The 14,947-nt window shown below is 69.0% G+C and carries 15 protein-coding genes; 2 read left to right on the top strand and 13 right to left on the bottom strand.

Translation table 11 applies throughout. The features are described from left to right. Positions 1–378: 378 nt before the first annotated feature. Positions 379–1,575, bottom strand: coding sequence for a polysaccharide pyruvyl transferase family protein (locus OCGS_RS13860; protein WP_007427878.1), 1,197 nt, complete (start codon positions 1,573–1,575; stop codon positions 379–381). A 290-nt stretch (positions 1,576–1,865) separates the two neighbouring features. Between OCGS_RS13860 and OCGS_RS14635 the strand changes: the two genes are divergently transcribed. Both OCGS_RS14635 and OCGS_RS13850 read left to right on the top strand, forming a co-directional pair. After that, the gene (locus tag OCGS_RS14635; protein ID WP_007427877.1) at positions 1,866–2,939 is read left to right on the top strand and encodes a glycosyltransferase; all 1,074 of its coding nucleotides are present in this window, start codon (positions 1,866–1,868) and stop codon (positions 2,937–2,939) included. Positions 2,940–2,971: 32 nt separating this feature from the next. Then, positions 2,972–3,913 (top strand): sulfotransferase family protein, encoded by a 942-nt coding sequence (locus OCGS_RS13850; RefSeq protein ID WP_007427876.1) that lies wholly within the window; start codon positions 2,972–2,974, stop codon positions 3,911–3,913. Here the strand turns inward: OCGS_RS13850 and OCGS_RS13845 are convergent. From OCGS_RS13845 to OCGS_RS13790, 12 genes are read right to left on the bottom strand one after another with little or no spacing between them, the layout of a single operon-like run. After that, positions 3,886–4,797: an N-acetylmuramic acid 6-phosphate etherase gene (locus OCGS_RS13845; protein WP_007427875.1), complete on the bottom strand. Its 912-nt coding sequence runs from the start codon at positions 4,795–4,797 to the stop codon at positions 3,886–3,888. The two genes, OCGS_RS13850 and OCGS_RS13845, sit on opposite strands and share 28 nt — an antisense overlap. Further along, positions 4,794–5,687, bottom strand: coding sequence for an N-acetylglucosamine kinase (locus tag OCGS_RS13840; RefSeq protein WP_238538265.1), 894 nt, complete (start codon positions 5,685–5,687; stop codon positions 4,794–4,796). Before OCGS_RS13840 ends, OCGS_RS13845 begins: the two co-directional genes overlap by 4 nt. A gap of 60 nt (positions 5,688–5,747) precedes the next feature. Further along, positions 5,748–6,443: an RraA family protein gene (locus OCGS_RS13835; RefSeq protein WP_007427873.1), complete on the bottom strand. Its 696-nt coding sequence runs from the start codon at positions 6,441–6,443 to the stop codon at positions 5,748–5,750. After that, positions 6,440–7,135 carry an alpha/beta fold hydrolase gene (locus OCGS_RS13830; protein ID WP_007427872.1) on the bottom strand — a complete coding sequence of 232 codons (696 nt, stop codon included), beginning with the start codon at positions 7,133–7,135 and terminating at the stop codon, positions 6,440–6,442. The genes OCGS_RS13835 and OCGS_RS13830 overlap by 4 nt, the downstream gene beginning before the upstream one ends. Continuing rightward, positions 7,132–8,250 carry a cobalamin-independent methionine synthase II family protein gene (locus OCGS_RS13825; RefSeq protein ID WP_007427871.1) on the bottom strand — a complete coding sequence of 373 codons (1,119 nt, stop codon included), beginning with the start codon at positions 8,248–8,250 and terminating at the stop codon, positions 7,132–7,134. The genes OCGS_RS13830 and OCGS_RS13825 overlap by 4 nt, the downstream gene beginning before the upstream one ends. After that, positions 8,247–9,239: a cupin domain-containing protein gene (locus tag OCGS_RS13820; RefSeq protein ID WP_007427870.1), complete on the bottom strand. Its 993-nt coding sequence runs from the start codon at positions 9,237–9,239 to the stop codon at positions 8,247–8,249. Before OCGS_RS13820 ends, OCGS_RS13825 begins: the two co-directional genes overlap by 4 nt. A gap of 22 nt (positions 9,240–9,261) precedes the next feature. Further along, positions 9,262–10,251: a nuclear transport factor 2 family protein gene (locus OCGS_RS13815; RefSeq protein WP_040611109.1), complete on the bottom strand. Its 990-nt coding sequence runs from the start codon at positions 10,249–10,251 to the stop codon at positions 9,262–9,264. A 2-nt stretch (positions 10,252–10,253) separates the two neighbouring features. After that, the gene (locus OCGS_RS13810) at positions 10,254–11,276 is read right to left on the bottom strand and encodes a LacI family DNA-binding transcriptional regulator (protein ID WP_007427868.1); all 1,023 of its coding nucleotides are present in this window, start codon (positions 11,274–11,276) and stop codon (positions 10,254–10,256) included. Continuing rightward, on the bottom strand, positions 11,273–12,031 hold the full coding sequence (locus tag OCGS_RS13805; RefSeq protein ID WP_007427867.1) for an SDR family NAD(P)-dependent oxidoreductase: 759 nt from the start codon (positions 12,029–12,031) through the stop codon (positions 11,273–11,275). Before OCGS_RS13805 ends, OCGS_RS13810 begins: the two co-directional genes overlap by 4 nt. Then, complete coding sequence (locus OCGS_RS13800) at positions 12,028–13,080, bottom strand: ester cyclase (RefSeq protein ID WP_007427866.1); 1,053 nt, start codon at positions 13,078–13,080, stop codon at positions 12,028–12,030. The genes OCGS_RS13805 and OCGS_RS13800 overlap by 4 nt, the downstream gene beginning before the upstream one ends. Continuing rightward, complete coding sequence (gene hisD / locus OCGS_RS13795) at positions 13,077–14,405, bottom strand: histidinol dehydrogenase (protein WP_007427865.1); 1,329 nt, start codon at positions 14,403–14,405, stop codon at positions 13,077–13,079. The genes OCGS_RS13800 and hisD overlap by 4 nt, the downstream gene beginning before the upstream one ends. Beyond that, on the bottom strand, positions 14,402–14,947 hold the full coding sequence (locus tag OCGS_RS13790; protein ID WP_007427864.1) for an ester cyclase: 546 nt from the start codon (positions 14,945–14,947) through the stop codon (positions 14,402–14,404). The genes hisD and OCGS_RS13790 overlap by 4 nt, the downstream gene beginning before the upstream one ends.

Genomic DNA, 14,947 nt, shown 5'->3' with positions numbered 1-14,947 from the left:
AGGACGCCTGCCGACCCGGTTCAGGGCAATTCTTTCCGCGCGTGGTGGTCAGTCGTCCGCTTAGGTTAATAATTCGTTAACCGCAAACGCGCGGAAATGCGGAAGCGCCGGACCCTGTCGGCGCGCCATCGGCCCTTAGCGAACGCCCCCCGCTGGCCGGGAATGGATTGGGATCCAGAAGCTTGCTGTCATTCCAGAGCGGGCGGCGCAGGTTCGACAGGCCGATGACAGAAGCCTATTCGCCTGCCCGACATTGCCGATTTGCGGCCGATTATCGCACTGTTGCAGGCAGGACCGGCCTTTGTCGGCAAATTCTCGCTAGGAATCCGATCGAGAACCGGCGAGAATTTGTCGGGTCACGGTGGGACGTGACGTTCTTCAGGTCAGGTCGGTGCCGTCCGCGACGCTGGCCAGCATTCGCCCCACGCCGCGCCATGTCTCGTCCAGGACGCGCGCATGGGTCGCCGGGTCGATATCTGCCGCCAACCCGCGCTCGACCGCCGCGACAATTGCGTCGGCTGAAACGGCGTCCGCGCCCAGAAAACGGTCGGCACCGTCGATCGACGCGAAAAAACTCTCGACCTTGCGGTCCCATCCCAGACCCACCACCGGCCTCGCATAGGCATAGCCGACGATGCAGGCATGAAGCCGGTGCGCCACGATTGCGTCGAAACCGCCGATCAGGCGGGCCAGCGCGGCCGGGCTGTCGGGCCTGGCCGCCAGCCGCAGGAGACCGTCCGCCACGTGTCCGGCGAGGTTCGCGCGCCTGCCCAGACGCCGCAGCAGCGCCTCGTCTTCCGCCGCGCCGTTGCAGAACAGCGCGACGCGATGACCGCGCGCGCAAAGGGCCGCCGCCGCGGCGGCGAACAGTGCCCCGCCATCGCTGCGAACCGCAATGTTGGCATGGTAGGCCAGGATTTCGGGCGCTGTCACGCCGATGCCGATCTCGCCCGTCGTCGCGACGGCGCCGTAACAGGCGGCCGCCAGAAGCCCCGGATCCCGCGTCAGCACCGGCGCGGGCGCGTTCTGCCCGGCGGGCATCTGATCGTTCCAAGCGGCGATCGAGCGGTCGTCGCGCAGCCCGATCATCCTCAGATCCGTCTCCAGCACGCGGGAAAACAGCACGCGGCCCCGTGGCGACCAGTTCCGCGCCACCCCCGCGGCATGAACGACCGTGGGCACGCCCGCCTCGACGGCCAGATCGCTTGCGCGCGCGATCTTGAGGCAGAAATTCAGATCGGCGTCCGAAAAGATCTGACCGCCGCCGAAGACTGCCAGATCGGCCCGGTCGAGCGTCGCGCGCCATCGCGGGGTGGCCGCATCCAGAAGCTGCCGCAACCGCAGCGAGACGACCCGCTGCCGCAGCGTGCCGGGCATCAGGGCCAGGATCCGCAGCATCAGCAGGCGGTTGCCGACAGCGACATCCCCCGGCGCGGTGCGGCCCGAAAGGTCGATCCGCGCGAAGTCCAGATCCGGCACAAGACGTTTCAAGGCGAATTCAAGACAATCCGAGATGATTCCGTCGCCCATGTTGGGGCTAAAGGCGACACCGAACTGGACGATCTTCATCGCCATGACCGACTTTGCCCTGCTTGTTTTCGACGGATCGGGGGCAGGATCATGACCTTCTTCGCTGGAACGCGCCCGTGCAGGCCCGAAACCCGGCGGGTCCGCGCCCTGCATCCTTTGTCGCACATGACACGTCATCCGGTAAGGGGCTTGGCGAAGCGCCTTCGACCGATCACACTCCCTCGGGGGTTCGCCGGGTGCCAGTTGCCGAAGGGTAGGGCCGGCAGCGTCATCGGAAGGGCAGGCCTCTTGACGACCCACGGCCTCATCCACGACAGCGCAGGAGATCAGCCGCCGTGACGCTGTGGAACGTCGAATTCTCGCTGGCGCTGCACAATCGCACCGGCAAGTACCAGATCGGCCGCGCCATTCTCGCCGACCATGCCGACCTGATCGCCAGGACATATTACTGGCGCCTGGCCGCCGCCGATATCCCTTCGGGCCTCCGGGCGCGGGTTATCGGCAAGCTTCTTCAGACCGAGATCCGCCTTCGCGCCGACCCGCGCCTTGCCGCGCCCGCCCGCATCCGCACCGGGCGTCCGGTTCTGCATCTCGACCCGTTCACGGTCACGATCCACGCGCTGACGCCGGACGACATGGTGCTTTGTCACGATATGGGGCCGATCACCCATCCCGGCCTTTTCACCCCCCAAGTCGTGAGCCTCTACCGGCGGGCCTTTGCGACGATTGCCGATATCGGCCCCCGCACGATCTTCGTCAGCGAAGCGTCGCGCCGCGCGTATCGGGACGTCTATGGCCCGCTTCGACGGTCGGACATCATCTATCCTCCGATCCGCTTTCCAAGCGGGGGGCCGGCCGGCGATCCCCCCGATCCCCCGCGCGGTGTCGGACGGCCCTTCCTGCTGACCGTGGGCAGTATCGGCGCGCGCAAGAACCAGGCGGCGACGATCCGTGCCTATGCCGCATCGGGTCTTGCGGGCCGGGGCGTCGGCTACGTCCTATGCGGCAGCCGCGAACCCGGTTGCGAGGATGTGGCGAAGGCGGCGGCCGCGACGCCGGGGGTGGTCCTGCTCGACCATGTCAGCGACGAGGTTCTTGCATGGCTTTACGACAACGCGGCCGGATTCGTGCTGGTCAGCCGGCTGGAAGGGTTCGGAATGCCGGTGGCCGAAGCCATCGCGCGCGATCTGGTGCCGCTCATCTCCGCCGGTGGCGTGCTGGAAGAAGTTGCAGGCCCGGCGGCGCTGACGGCCGATCCCGGCGACGAAGCGGGGATCGCGCGGCAGATGTCGGCGCTTGCCGCGATGACCGCGGCGGAAAAGGCCCGGCGGCGCAGCGACCTTTCGCAGGCGATCACCCGATTCACGCCCGAAAGGTTCCGCGATGCGTGGCGCCGGGTTCTGTGCTAGGAAACGGCCCAACGCGCACCCGAAAGGATGGCATGAACACATCGTCGGCCCTCTATTCCCTGGGATGCAGGGTTTCCAACGGCGTCGTCGGCGGGGGCCGGATAACGGGGCGGCCGATCTTCGTGACCGGCAACGGGCGTTCCGGCACGACCTGGCTGGGCGAGACGCTGGCCCGCGCGCCGGGCCTTCTTTACTACCGCGAACCCTGCCATCCCGAGCGCAACAGGATGCCGCCCGACCGCATCGACCCGATCTGGTCCCGTTACCTGCCGCCGGACGGACGAGACCCCTATTTCGAACAGCGGCTCGACGCCGCCTTTCGCGGCCATGCCTGGCACGGCAGCGGCCTGAAGCCCGGCACGATCCTGCGCCGCACGGTGACGCGTCCCCGGATCCTGATTAAGGAAGTGGCCAGCTTCGTCTCGCTGGAATGGGTCGTCGCCCGCTGGGATCCCGAGGTTCTGATCATCCTGCGCCATCCCGCCGCCTATGCCGCGTCGGTGCAGGCGATGGACCAGAACCGCCAGGAGATGACGCGCTTTCAGCGCCTGCGCGCCGATCCGTACCTTCGGGCCGGTCCGCTGGCGGATCTGCATGACCACCTGGCCGGCATCGACGATCCGCTGGGGGCCATCGCCGCAAGCTGGGCGATCCGCACCCGCACGGTGATGCAGGCGCGCCGCCAGCGCCATCCCGACTGGCGCGTGATCCGCTACGAAGACCTGGCCGGCAATCCCGTGACAGAGTTTCGCATGCTTTACGACGCCCTCGGCCTGGAATGGAGCGCCGGGACCGAACGCTGGATCGGCGAACGGACAAGGTCGGATGCCCCCGCCACGGCCACGATCCGCAAATCGTCCGACCGCATCCGAAGCTGGAAAACGGCGTTCAGCGACCGCGACATCGCGCGCCTCCGCGCCGTGCTCGATCCGTTCGACCTTCCGGTCTATGCGTCCGATGCCGACTGGGCCTGAAACCCCGGCGCGATCGCCCGATGAAGCCGCCCGCCGGCATCCACCAAAAGCGCGTCCGCCTCGTCGGGCGTGACGCCGCGTTTCAGCATCACCACCGCGCGCTTGATCGAATCGCCGCCGTCGCGCAGCGCCGCTTCCGCGATGTCCGGCGCGACATCGGCAAGGTCGGCGATCATCTCGACCGCGCGTTCGCGCAGCTTCGCGTTCGAGGGCGCCATTTCCACCATCCGGCCCCGATACACATAGCCCATCTTCAGGAAGATGCCGGTCGAAAGGCAGGTCAGCACGGCCTTCTGCGCGGTTCCGGCCTTCATCCGGGTCGATCCGGCCAGAACTTCGGGGCCGGTTTCGGGAACGATGGCGATCTCGGCCGCGCCCGCCACCGCGGTGCCCGCGTTGTTCACAACCGCGACGGTCAGCGCGCCCTGCGCCCGCGCATGGGCAAGACCGGCGCGCACGAACGGGGTGCGCCCGGACGCGGCGACGCCGATCACCACGTCGTCGCCGGTCAGCCCCAACGCGGCAAGGCGTTCGACCGGCGCCTCGGTGTCGTCCTCGGCCCCTTCGATGGATTGGGTATAGGCCGCGCTGCCGCCGGCCATCAGCGACACGGCCCGTTCGGGCGGCCAGGCGAAGGTCGGCAGCAATTCGGCGGCATCCAGCGTGGCGATGCGCCCCGACGTTCCCGCGCCCAGATAGATCAGCCGGCCGCCTTGTTCCAGCCGCGCTGCCGCCGCATCAACCGCCTGCGCCATGATCGCCGCCTGCGACCGGACGGCGGCGATGGCGGCAAGCTGCCCCTCGATCATGGCATCCATCATCTCGGCACTGTCCCAGGTCTCGATCTCGCGGAAACGGGACGAGGCGGTTTCGGTCGTGGTCATGCAGTCAGATCCTTCTGGCGGGCAATATGGGCCGCATGCAGCGCGGCGTCGATGCGGGGGAAGGCGACGGTCCCGGCCAGGTCGCGCTCGATCCGCCGGCGGATGGCGGGGTGCAGCCCCAGAACGCCGCCGACGAACGCGACGGGCGCCGGGCCGCCGCGCCCCAGCAGCGCGCGCGCCAGGCGCACCAGCTCGCCGCCCGCATCCTCGATCACGGCAAGGGCAAGCGGATCGCCCGCCCGCGCCGCCTGGGCGACGGGCACCGCCAGCATTCCGATCCGGCCGCGATCCCCGCCATGAACGAAGGCGCGCAGGGCGTCGCGGTCGCTGCCGCCGATGCCCGTGAACAATGCGGCGGCCAGGCGTTCCGCCCCCTCGGGATGCCCGTGATCGTCGATGACACGGAACAGCCGCGCGATGGCGCGCAGGGCGATCCAAGCGCCCGATCCGCCGTCATCGACCAGAACGCCGCGCCCGCCCACGACCGTCGCCGCGCCGCCCGCATCGATGAAGATGCCGACCGATCCGGTCCCGGCCGACACCAGACAGCCCCCGCCCTGCGGGAAGGCCGCGTGCCAGGCCAGAACGATGTCGGTGGAATAGCCGAACCGCGCGCGCGGCAGGCCGAACACCGCGCCGACCCGTTCCTCGATCAGCGGATGGGGCGAAAATCCCGCGCCGGTGATGCCCAGATGCGCCGCGATCGCCCGGTCCGGCAGCGCGGCGCGGATGTCGGCCAGCGCGCCGTCGAAGGCCGCAAGGCCGGGCGCGTCATGGATCAGCCCGCTTGCCCCGCGCCCCTGCCCGCGCGCCGCGACCCCGCCGCTTTCGTCCAGCGCCACCCACCGCGACGCGGTGCCGCCCATATCGACGCCCAGATACACCGCCACCGCGCGACCACCCCCGATCGCCGCATCCGTAGCACCGCGGCGCGGAAGATCGAAGGGCGCTTACGTCCGCGCAGCCTCGAACGCGGCCCAGGCCTTCTCGAACCGGGCAAGGTCGAATTGCGGGTCGCGGGCGGCGTCCAGAACGATGGCTTCGGTGCGCCACAGCGTCGCTATGGCGTCCTTGAGGCCGGGCAGCACGTCGTCGGGAATGACGACCGCGCCGTGCCGGTCGGCATGGACCCAGTCGCCGGGCGCGACGGTCAGGCCGAACACCGTCACCGGCTGCGCCACGCTGCGCACATGGACGAAGCCGTGGCTGGGTCCGACCGACCCCGCGATGACGGTATATCCGGGGGCCAGATCGCCCAGATCGCGCATGACGCCGTTTGTCAGCGTGCCCGACAGGCCGAACGCCTTGTGCACCCATGTATTGACCTCGCCCCAGAAGGCGCCGATGGCGTCCGCGCCGTCCAGATCCTCGACCACCGCGACAGCGGGACCGTCGCCTTCGGCCATGTGGCGGTAATAGGCCATGCGCCGGGCGCGGATCGTCTCGGCCGGCTCGTCGCTGGGGGCAAGGGCCGCGATCTGCGCGGTGCGGGCGCGGCCGACGATAGCACCCGCTTCGGGCGCGCTCGACAGCATCGTGCCGCGGGTGAACCGGTCGAAGCCGCGTCGGCCCTGCACGATCTCGATGGCGTTGCAGACGGTGGGCGTGTCGACCTTGCGCAGCAGGTCCAGTAGGTCGGGCGTCATCGTTCCTCCAGCCAGTCCTGCATCGCGTCGCCGGTCGCCTCGGGCGCTTCCAGCGTCGGCAGATGCCCCGCCCCCTCGATCACCCGCAGCCGCGCATGGGGCATCAGCGACTGCATCAGTTCGTGCCGGTGCAACGGGCACAGCCGGTCGTGGCGCCCGCACAGGATCAGCGCGGGCAGCCGCGCGGCGGCCAGCACCGCCTGCTGGTCCGGTCGGGCCTGAAGCGCGCGCGACTGGCGGACGAAGACCTGCGGCCCCAGCGCCAGCGCCATGTCGAGGCAGAGATCGGGGATCGCGCCCTCGACCGATCCGTCCGCCAGATAATGCGGCATCATCTCGTGGCGCATGACGGCGGCCAGATCGCCGTCCTGCACGCGGGCGATCTGGGGTTCGCGCGCCTCGGCAAAGGCGGGCGGCTCGGCCTTGGGGTTGGTGTCGAGCAGCGCGATACGGTCCACCCGGTCGGGGGCCTGGCGCAGCACCTCCATCGCGACGATGCCGCCCATCGACAGGCCCGCCAGCGCGAAACGGGGCGGCGCATTGGCCAGAACATCGGCCGCCAGCGCGCCCATGTCGTCAAAGCCCGTCACCGGCGCCACATGCACGGCCCTGTTGCGCGAGAAGCGCGCGATCTGCGGCCCGAACAGCCGCGCGTCGCACATCATGCCGGGAAGAAGGACAAGGGGGATCATGCCGCGCGCGCCGCCCCTTCGGCCATCGACGACAGCTTGGCCCACGCGATCTCGGGATCGACGGCGCCGAAGCCCGCGAAGGTGCCGAACCCGCAATCGGACCCGGCGACGACCCGCTCGGCCCCGACGATATCGGTGAAATGGCGCAGACGCTGGGCCACCAGATCGGGATGCTCGACGAAGTTCGTCGTCGTGTCCACCACGCCCGGCACCAGCACCTTGTCGTCGGGGATGTCGGCGCGGCGGTCGCGGAACACCGTCCATTCATGGCCGTGCCGGGGATTGGAGGTCTCGAACAGGACATAGCGCGACCGGGTGGACATCAGCGTGTCGAACATCTTTTCCATCGGGATGTCGCAGACATGCGGGCCTTCGTAATTGCCCCAGCAGATATGCACGCGGATGCGGTCCTGCGGCAGCCCGTCCAGCGCGTGATTGAGCGCCTCGACATGCGACGCGGCGACCTTGAGGAATGCATCGTCCGACAGATCCGCGAACAGCATGTGCCGCGACAGCGCCAGGTCGGGACAATCCAGTTGCAGATCCAGCCCCGCATCGACGATGGCGCGGTATTCGTCGCGCATCGCATCCGCCAATGCCGCCAGATAGGCGTCCCGCGTCGGATAGAAGTCGTTTTGCAGGAACAGCGAGATCACGCCGGGACTGGCCGCGTTCATGAAGCCCCGTCCGGCCCCGTGCGCGTCCATCGCCACCCGAAGGTTGGCGATGTCCTTTTGCAGCTCGCCCTGCCCCTTCGACCGCACCTCGCCCACGCACATCGGGCGCGCGTATTGCGGCGTGCCGCCCTCGTCGGCGATCCGCTTCAGGAAGGACGGAAACAGCTTGAGGTCGGCGGGGGCGTTGCGCGGGCTGTCGCCGTCGAACCCGGTATAGCGGTCCTTGACGTAGGTGGCATAGCTGATCTTCGACGTTTCGCCGTCGGACACGATGTCGATGCCCGCCGCGACCTGCCGGCGGACGGTTTCCGACACCGCCTGCGTCATGGCGGCGTCGAAGGCGCGCGGGTCGTAATCCTGCCCCCGTTCCCGCGCGAAAAGAAAATCCACCACCTTCTGCGACCGGGGGAGCGAGCCTGTATGCGTCGTGCGGATCATCGCCGGTCCTTCTCGGCCGTCCACCGGGTCGGGCCGGCGGGATCGTCGGTGGCGATGACATGGAACAGCGACGCCTCGCCTGTCATCGACGGCTGGGCCGTGTGGCGCAGGTTTTCGGGCACGCTCATCGTGTCGCCGGGCGCCAGGATCGCCTCGCCCCTCTCGCCGTTTTCCCACGTCACCCGCCAATGTCCGCGCATCGGCATCAGGACCGACGGGCGATCGTGGCTGTGCATGTCGGACGTGGCCGAATTGTGGTTGAGCAATCCCACCTCGAATCCGGGCCGGTCGCGCAGCATCCCCTTTTCGCCGATGACCTGCACCGGCGCCTTGTCGGCAAGGCTCATCATGTCCCAATACCGCGCCACGAAGTTCGGCACCACCTCGGCCGGGGTGGGCTCGGGAAAGTCGCGCAGTTCCTCGTCGGTCAGCACCGGCATGGGCTTGACGCCCTCGGGCAGCGACTGGCCCTTCTTGGTGTCGTAAAGCTTGCCGTTCTCGCCCAGCACCAGCCCGTGATCGCGTGCGTCCTCGATCACCTGCGGCGCCCAGATCACGCCGCCGCCCGCATCGTCGCCGCCCAGCACCGCCATGATCATTCCGTAATCGGTGCCGGTATTCTCGAACCCGCGGAAGATGCCGGTGGGGATGTTGATGATGTCGCCTTCCTCCAGCGTCACCTCGCCCGCATCGCCCCAGCGGCCCCAAAAGAACCGCCAGCGGCCCTTGAGCACATAGAACACCTCGGCCGTGCGATGCGAATGCAGGCTGTTGCGGCAGCGCGGCGGCTGGCCCGCCGCCCCGATGTTGAAGCCGTGGGGGATAGTGATGTGAACGTGCTGGTCGGCGCTTTCGGACACGCCACCGCCGATGATGGTGAAGTTTTCCTTCTGGTTGGAACCGGGCGTATGCGCGTCGATGAAGGCGGTCTTGCAGGGCTGCAATTCGCCATAGCGCACGATCCGGGCGCTCATGTCCTGCGGGGTCATCGTCGTCTCTCCTCGTTATGCGTCAGGAATGGGTCGCGTCGGCGGCGCCGGTGGCCAGCAGGATCTGCTTCCAGATCGCCACCTCGTCGTAAAGCGTGAATTCGCGCCGCAGGCCCCAGGGCCCGAACTCGGCATGGCTGATGCCCATGACATGCACCTGCGCGCCGGTCGGGCGGCCGAACGCGCCCCAGCCGTCATGGGCGCCCGTCAGGCTCCACCGCAGGGCGGCGCGGGGGGGCATCATGGCATCCTCGCGTCCGATCCGGTGATGGATCTCGAACCGGGCGGACGGAAAGGATGCGCGCAGGCCGATCCAGAAGCGATCGACGGGTTGCAGCGAATGATCCTCCCTGCCGCCGGGATAATGCGACTGCACGGCGCGGTCGTATTCGCGCGGGATTACCGTCAGGTCGGCCCCCATGATGCGCGTCAGGATATCGGCATAGCGCGCGCCCCATTCGTCGTCGTTGCCGCGTCCCCCGTAGGGACCGGCCATGTCCGTCTCGGGGGTGCAGGGGCGCACGCAATTGTCCGGCCCCCCCTCGCGCGCGATCAGGTCGCGGGCGAAGTCGCGCGGATCCCATCCCAGTTGCCGCACGATGGCGCCCTGGTCGCGGATCAGCCATTCGTCGTCGATGGCGTTGTCCCTGGCATGGCAATCGGCGAGGATCCGATAGCGCAGCCGCGTGCCGGTCGCGCGCCCGAATACGCCGTCGCCCAGATGCGTGGCATGCGACATGATGCGGTGCGAACTCAGCATGCCCTGTTCGGGCGCGCCGCACCAGATCACGTCCTCGCCGTAAAGGGTGCGGTCGGGAAACTCGGCCAGCGTCGCCAGCGTCGCCGCGATCACGCCCCGGTTGCCCACCACCACGGACGCGGGCGAGCGCACGACGATGTTCTTGCCGTAATAGTCGTGCAGCGTGGCGACCCCGCGATCTTCCCAGATCTCCTTGGTGATGCCGATGATGTAGTCGGGAAAATCGCGGAATTTCGGGTCGAAGCCCTGCATCGTCATTGTGTCCATCCTTCCGGTATCCTGGCCGAGCGGCGTATGATCAGCGGCGCGTCGATGATCGCGCGGGTGGCGGGGGCGGTCGGGGCGGCGATCTGCTGCAACAGGATCTCGACCGTCCTTTCGACCATCGCGTTGGCGCGCTGGCGGATCGTGGTCAGCGCATAGGCGGGCCAGCCGGCGGGGGGCACATCGTCGAACCCCACCACCGACACGTCGTCGGGCACCGACAGGCCCAGTTCGAACCGCAGCACGTCCATTACCGCAAAGGCCATATGGTCGTTGGCGACGAACACCGCGTCGGGGCGGGCCTGCCCGGCGAACATGGCACGGGCGGCGCGGCGCGCCTCGTCGGCGTTGAACTCGCCCGCCTCGCGCGCGAAAAGGTCCAGCCCCACCTCGGCCAGGCCGGCGCGAAAGCCCGCCTCGCGGTCCCGCTGGGTCGAGGCGCCGTCCCATCCCGCGATATGGCCGATGCGCCTGTGCCCGCCCGCCGCCAGGAACCGGGCCAGCACGCGGCCCCCTTCGGCGTTGTCCGACGTGACGCTGGCCACCCCGTCGATGTCCTGCCCGCGGTTGAACAGCACCACCGGCACGCCCGCCGCCCGGCACCGCACCGCCAGATCCGAGGTCATGGCCACCGACGCGGCGATGATGCCCGCCACCTGATAATCCAGGATCTCGTCCACCACGTCGTCGATATGCCCGCGATCCTGCGAGGCGAGGAAGACCAGCACGTGATAGCCCTGCGCCTGCAAGGCATTCGACAGCTTCTCCAGCGCCTGCGGATAGAAGAAGTTTTCCAGATAGGCGACGACCAGCCCGACGATCCGGCTTTGCCCGGTGATCAGCGACCGGGCCAGCGCGTTGGGGCGGTATCCCAGCGCCGCCGCCGCCGCGCGGACCTTTTGCGCCGTCGCGTCCGAGACCGGCGCACCGGGGGTGAAGGTGCGGCTGACCGCCGACCGGCTGACCCCCGCCTGCCGGGCCACGTCGCTTGCCGTGACCTGTCCGCCCCTCATCCCGCCGTCCAGCCCCCGTCCACCATCAGCGCCGATCCCGTCACCAGCGCCGACGCATCCGACGCGAGATAAAGCACCGCGCCCATCACGTCCTCGACCCGGCCGACACGGCCCAGCTTGATCTTCTGTTCCAGCCAGGCCCGCTTGCCGGGATCCTGAAAGGTGGATTCCGTCAGCGGCGTGCGGATGAAGGTCGGACAGACCGTGTTGATGCGGATGCCCAGCGGCCCCCATTCCATCGCCATGGCCTTCACCATGCCCTCGACCCCGTGCTTGGACGCGCAATAGACGGCGCGGTCCAGCCCGCCGACATGGCCCATCTGGCTGGACACATGCACGATCGACCCGCCCCGCCCCGCATCCCGCAGCGTCCGCGCCGCGCGTTGCGACAGGAAATAGGCCGCGCGCAGGTTCACGGACATCACCGCGTCGAAATCGGCGGGATCGGTGTCCATCGCCGGGGCGTGGCGCGCCATGCCGGCCGCGTTCACCACCACGTCGAAAGGCCGGGCGAACAGCGCGTCCAGCGCTTCGGGATCGGTCACATCGGCCGCCTGGGCGCGGGCCTGCCAGCCTTCGGCACGCATCGCCTGCACCGCCTCGTTAAGCGGGCCGTCGCGGCGGGCGACGCAGGTGACGTCCGCCCCCGCCTCGGCCAGCGCCACGGCGCAGCCCAGCCCGATGCCCGACGAGGCGCCCGTGACCAGCGCGCGGCGGCCGTCCAGCCGGAACGACGGTGTGCGCGGCAAGGTCATGCCGCAGCCCGCCCGGTTTCGGTGTCGAAACCGCCGCGCGCCTTGTTGAACGCGCGCATCCGCGCCAGCACGTCGACGCCCAGTTGCCGCCACATGTCCAGCAGATCGACCAGCACCCAGTTCTCGCGGATAAGGCCGCGCTCGATCCGCCAGAAGTCCAGACTGCGCAGCGCGACCGTCTGGCCCGCGGGCGCGATGCCCAGCCAGCCGTCGCCGGTCACGGTCTGGCGCATGTTGGGCCAGCCGGTGACGGCGGCATAATCGCCGTCCCCGAAGGCGTGAAAATCCAGCCCCGCGCGGTCCGCCCCGCGGTCGGGCATGGCCCGCAGGAACGGGATCTGGTGCCAGTCGCGGAACCCCCTGATCCCGCGCGCCGTGCCGATGCCCGCCGGGCCGTACCACGACAGGCGCGGATGCCAGAAGCGGGGCATCTCCATCGCCTCGGGTCCGCCCTGGGCCGGGTGGCGTATCATATGCGCCAGCATGTCCAATACCAGATCGCGGCTGGCATCCGACCGGGCCGCGTCGCGCGGACCAGGCACCAGCCCGTCCTGCGTCGCGGGGCCGGGCACGATGCCCTCGCGCCCCAGCGACGGCGCCATCGGCCAGGCGCCCGCTTGCATCATCAGTTCGGGAATGTCCCAGACAGCCTGCATCTCGGTGACGCGCCCGTCCTCGAAGCGGAAGAATTCGTGAAACCGCATCCGCGCCAAATGTCCGGTCGGCGGAATGTCGAGGAAGGGGCGCGCGAACAACCCGGTATAGCAGCCGCAGCAGCCCAGCCAGTCCGCCCCTTCGGGCGTGGTCCCGGCCATGACGATCCAGTCGCGCCGTTCCAGATCGGGGAACGCCGCGAAAAGCGGCGCAAGGGCCGCGTCATAGAAGGCGCCTGCGCCCTCGACCGTGCCGAACGGATGCGCCAGCCGGAACACCGCGGCCGGTGCCGCCACGGCATCCAGCGCCGCGCGCACCCCGTTTTCGTCGAAGTCGCGCATCGCCGCCCCGACCGGGGCGAAGGCCGCCTTCATCCGGGTATGCCGGTCGGTCACTCGGCCGCCTCCGTCGCCGGGGCGCCCTGGCCATAGGGCACGTTCACCCCGCCATAGCGGCGGACGCGCAGGTTGCATTGCTCGGCATGGCCGACGAACCCTTCCAGCATGCATAACCGCGAGCCGTAGGCGCCGATCTTCGCCGCCGCCGCGTCGGTGGTGATCTTCTGATAGGAATGGGTCTTGAGGAACTTGCCGACCCACAGCCCGCCGGTATAGCGCCCCGCCTTGCTGGTGGGCAGCGTGTGGTTGGTGCCGATCACCTTGTCGCCGTTGGCCACGTTGGTGCGCGGCCCCAGGAACAGCGCGCCGTAACTGGTCATGTTGTCCAGGAACCAGTCGTCGCGGTCGGTCATCACCTGAACATGCTCGGACGCGATGTCGTCGGCGACGGCCAGCATCTCGTCATAGGTGTCGCACAGGATCACCTCGCCGTAGTCGCGCCAGGATACCGACGCGGTGTCGGCGGTGGGCAGGATCGTCAGGATGCGGTCGATCTCGGCCAGCGTCTCATCGGCCAGCCGGCGCGAATTGGTGACAAGGACGGCGGGCGAATTGTATCCGTGTTCGGCCTGCCCCAGCAGGTCGGTCGCGCAGATCTCGCCGTCCACGGTATCGTCGGCGATCACCATGGTTTCGGTCGGCCCGGCGAACAGGTCGATCCCCACCCGCCCGAAAAGCTGCCGCTTGGCCTCGGCCACGAAGGCGTTGCCGGGACCGACCAGCATGTGCACCGGCGCCAACGTCTCGGTGCCGATGGCCATGGCGCCGATGGCCTGGATGCCGCCCAGCACGTTGATTTCGTGCGCGCCGCCCAGATGCATGGCGGCGATCACGCCGGGGTTCGGCTCGCCGCGGAAGGGCGGCGTGCAGGCGACGATGCGGGGCACGCCCGCGACCGCCGCCGTGGCCACCGACATATGCGCGCTGGCGACCATCGGAAACTTGCCGCCCGGCACATAGCAGCCCACCGATTGCACCGGGATGTTGCGGTGGCCCAGGATCACGCCGGGGATCGGTTCGACCTCGATATCGGTCATCGACGCGCGCTGCGCCTCGGCGAAGGCCTTGACCTGTGCCTGCGCGAAGCGGATGTCGGCCAGCTCCTGCCGGGACAGCTTGCCGATCAGCGCCTCGATCTCGGCCTCGGTCAGGCGGAAGCTGTCGGGTTCGTAATCGTCGAACTTCCTCGACAGCGCGCGCACGGCGGCATCGCCGCGCGCCTCGATATCGGCCAGCGTCTGCTCGACGATCTTGCGGGTCTTGGCATCGTCCTCGCCGCGTTCGGTTTCGGACTTGCCGCGCTTGAGGTATTCGACGGTCATCGCGCTTCTCCTTGGGGTTCGGGCCGGGGCGGCGTGCGCTCGCCGCGGTCGAAGGCCTCCCAGCCCTCGCCGGCAAAGACGTCGTGGCCAAGCTGGGCCAGCACATGCGGGAAATCGACCATCACCCAGTTGTCGGCGATGCGTCCGTCCTCGACGCGCCAGAAATCCATGTAGCGGATCGTCACGCGCCGGCCCGTGGGGGCCAGCCCCATGAAGGGGCCGGAATGGGTCGCCTCCTGACGGCCGAAGGCGGCGGCCCATTCGCCCATGAACAGCCGCGCCTCGTCCACGCAGACCTTGTCGGAAAACGCCGCCTGAAAGGGCCGCTGCCAGTTTTCCTGAAACTCGCGCAGGCCGGTCTTGGTGCCGCAGCCCTGATTGCCCATCCAGCGGAAATCGTCGGCGAAGAACTGGCCGATATCGTCGATCCGGTGGTCGTTCAGACCGTCCACCATGCCTTCGATCACGCGGCGCGTCTCGTCGGTCTTGGTCAGGTCGGCGTCGCGCGTCAGCACGGCCTGTTCGGGGCGGGCGCCCTTCAT

Origin of the sequence: Oceaniovalibus guishaninsula JLT2003 (genome assembly GCF_000299575.1) — a bacterium.
Classification (GTDB): Bacteria; Pseudomonadota; Alphaproteobacteria; order Rhodobacterales; family Rhodobacteraceae; genus Palleronia; species Palleronia guishaninsula.
This window is presented reverse-complemented; position numbering and strand designations above follow the sequence as displayed.

Coding starts and splice junctions, on each gene's coding strand:
- OCGS_RS13860 (WP_007427878.1), bottom strand. CDS start 1,575: ATGGCGATGAAGATCGTCCAGTTCGGTGTCGCCTTTAGCCCCAACATG.
- OCGS_RS13850 (WP_007427876.1), top strand. CDS start 2,972: ATGAACACATCGTCGGCCCTCTATTCCCTGGGATGCAGGGTTTCCAAC.
- OCGS_RS13845 (WP_007427875.1), bottom strand. CDS start 4,797: ATGACCACGACCGAAACCGCCTCGTCCCGTTTCCGCGAGATCGAGACC.
- OCGS_RS13835 (WP_007427873.1), bottom strand. CDS start 6,443: ATGACGCCCGACCTACTGGACCTGCTGCGCAAGGTCGACACGCCCACC.
- OCGS_RS13830 (WP_007427872.1), bottom strand. CDS start 7,135: ATGATCCCCCTTGTCCTTCTTCCCGGCATGATGTGCGACGCGCGGCTG.
- OCGS_RS13825 (WP_007427871.1), bottom strand. CDS start 8,250: ATGATCCGCACGACGCATACAGGCTCGCTCCCCCGGTCGCAGAAGGTG.
- OCGS_RS13820 (WP_007427870.1), bottom strand. CDS start 9,239: ATGACCCCGCAGGACATGAGCGCCCGGATCGTGCGCTATGGCGAATTG.
- OCGS_RS13815 (WP_040611109.1), bottom strand. CDS start 10,251: ATGCAGGGCTTCGACCCGAAATTCCGCGATTTTCCCGACTACATCATC.
- OCGS_RS13810 (WP_007427868.1), bottom strand. CDS start 11,276: ATGAGGGGCGGACAGGTCACGGCAAGCGACGTGGCCCGGCAGGCGGGG.
- OCGS_RS13805 (WP_007427867.1), bottom strand. CDS start 12,031: ATGACCTTGCCGCGCACACCGTCGTTCCGGCTGGACGGCCGCCGCGCG.
- hisD (WP_007427865.1), bottom strand. CDS start 14,405: ATGACCGTCGAATACCTCAAGCGCGGCAAGTCCGAAACCGAACGCGGC.
- OCGS_RS13790 (WP_007427864.1), bottom strand. CDS start 14,947: ATGAAGGGCGCCCGCCCCGAACAGGCCGTGCTGACGCGCGACGCCGAC.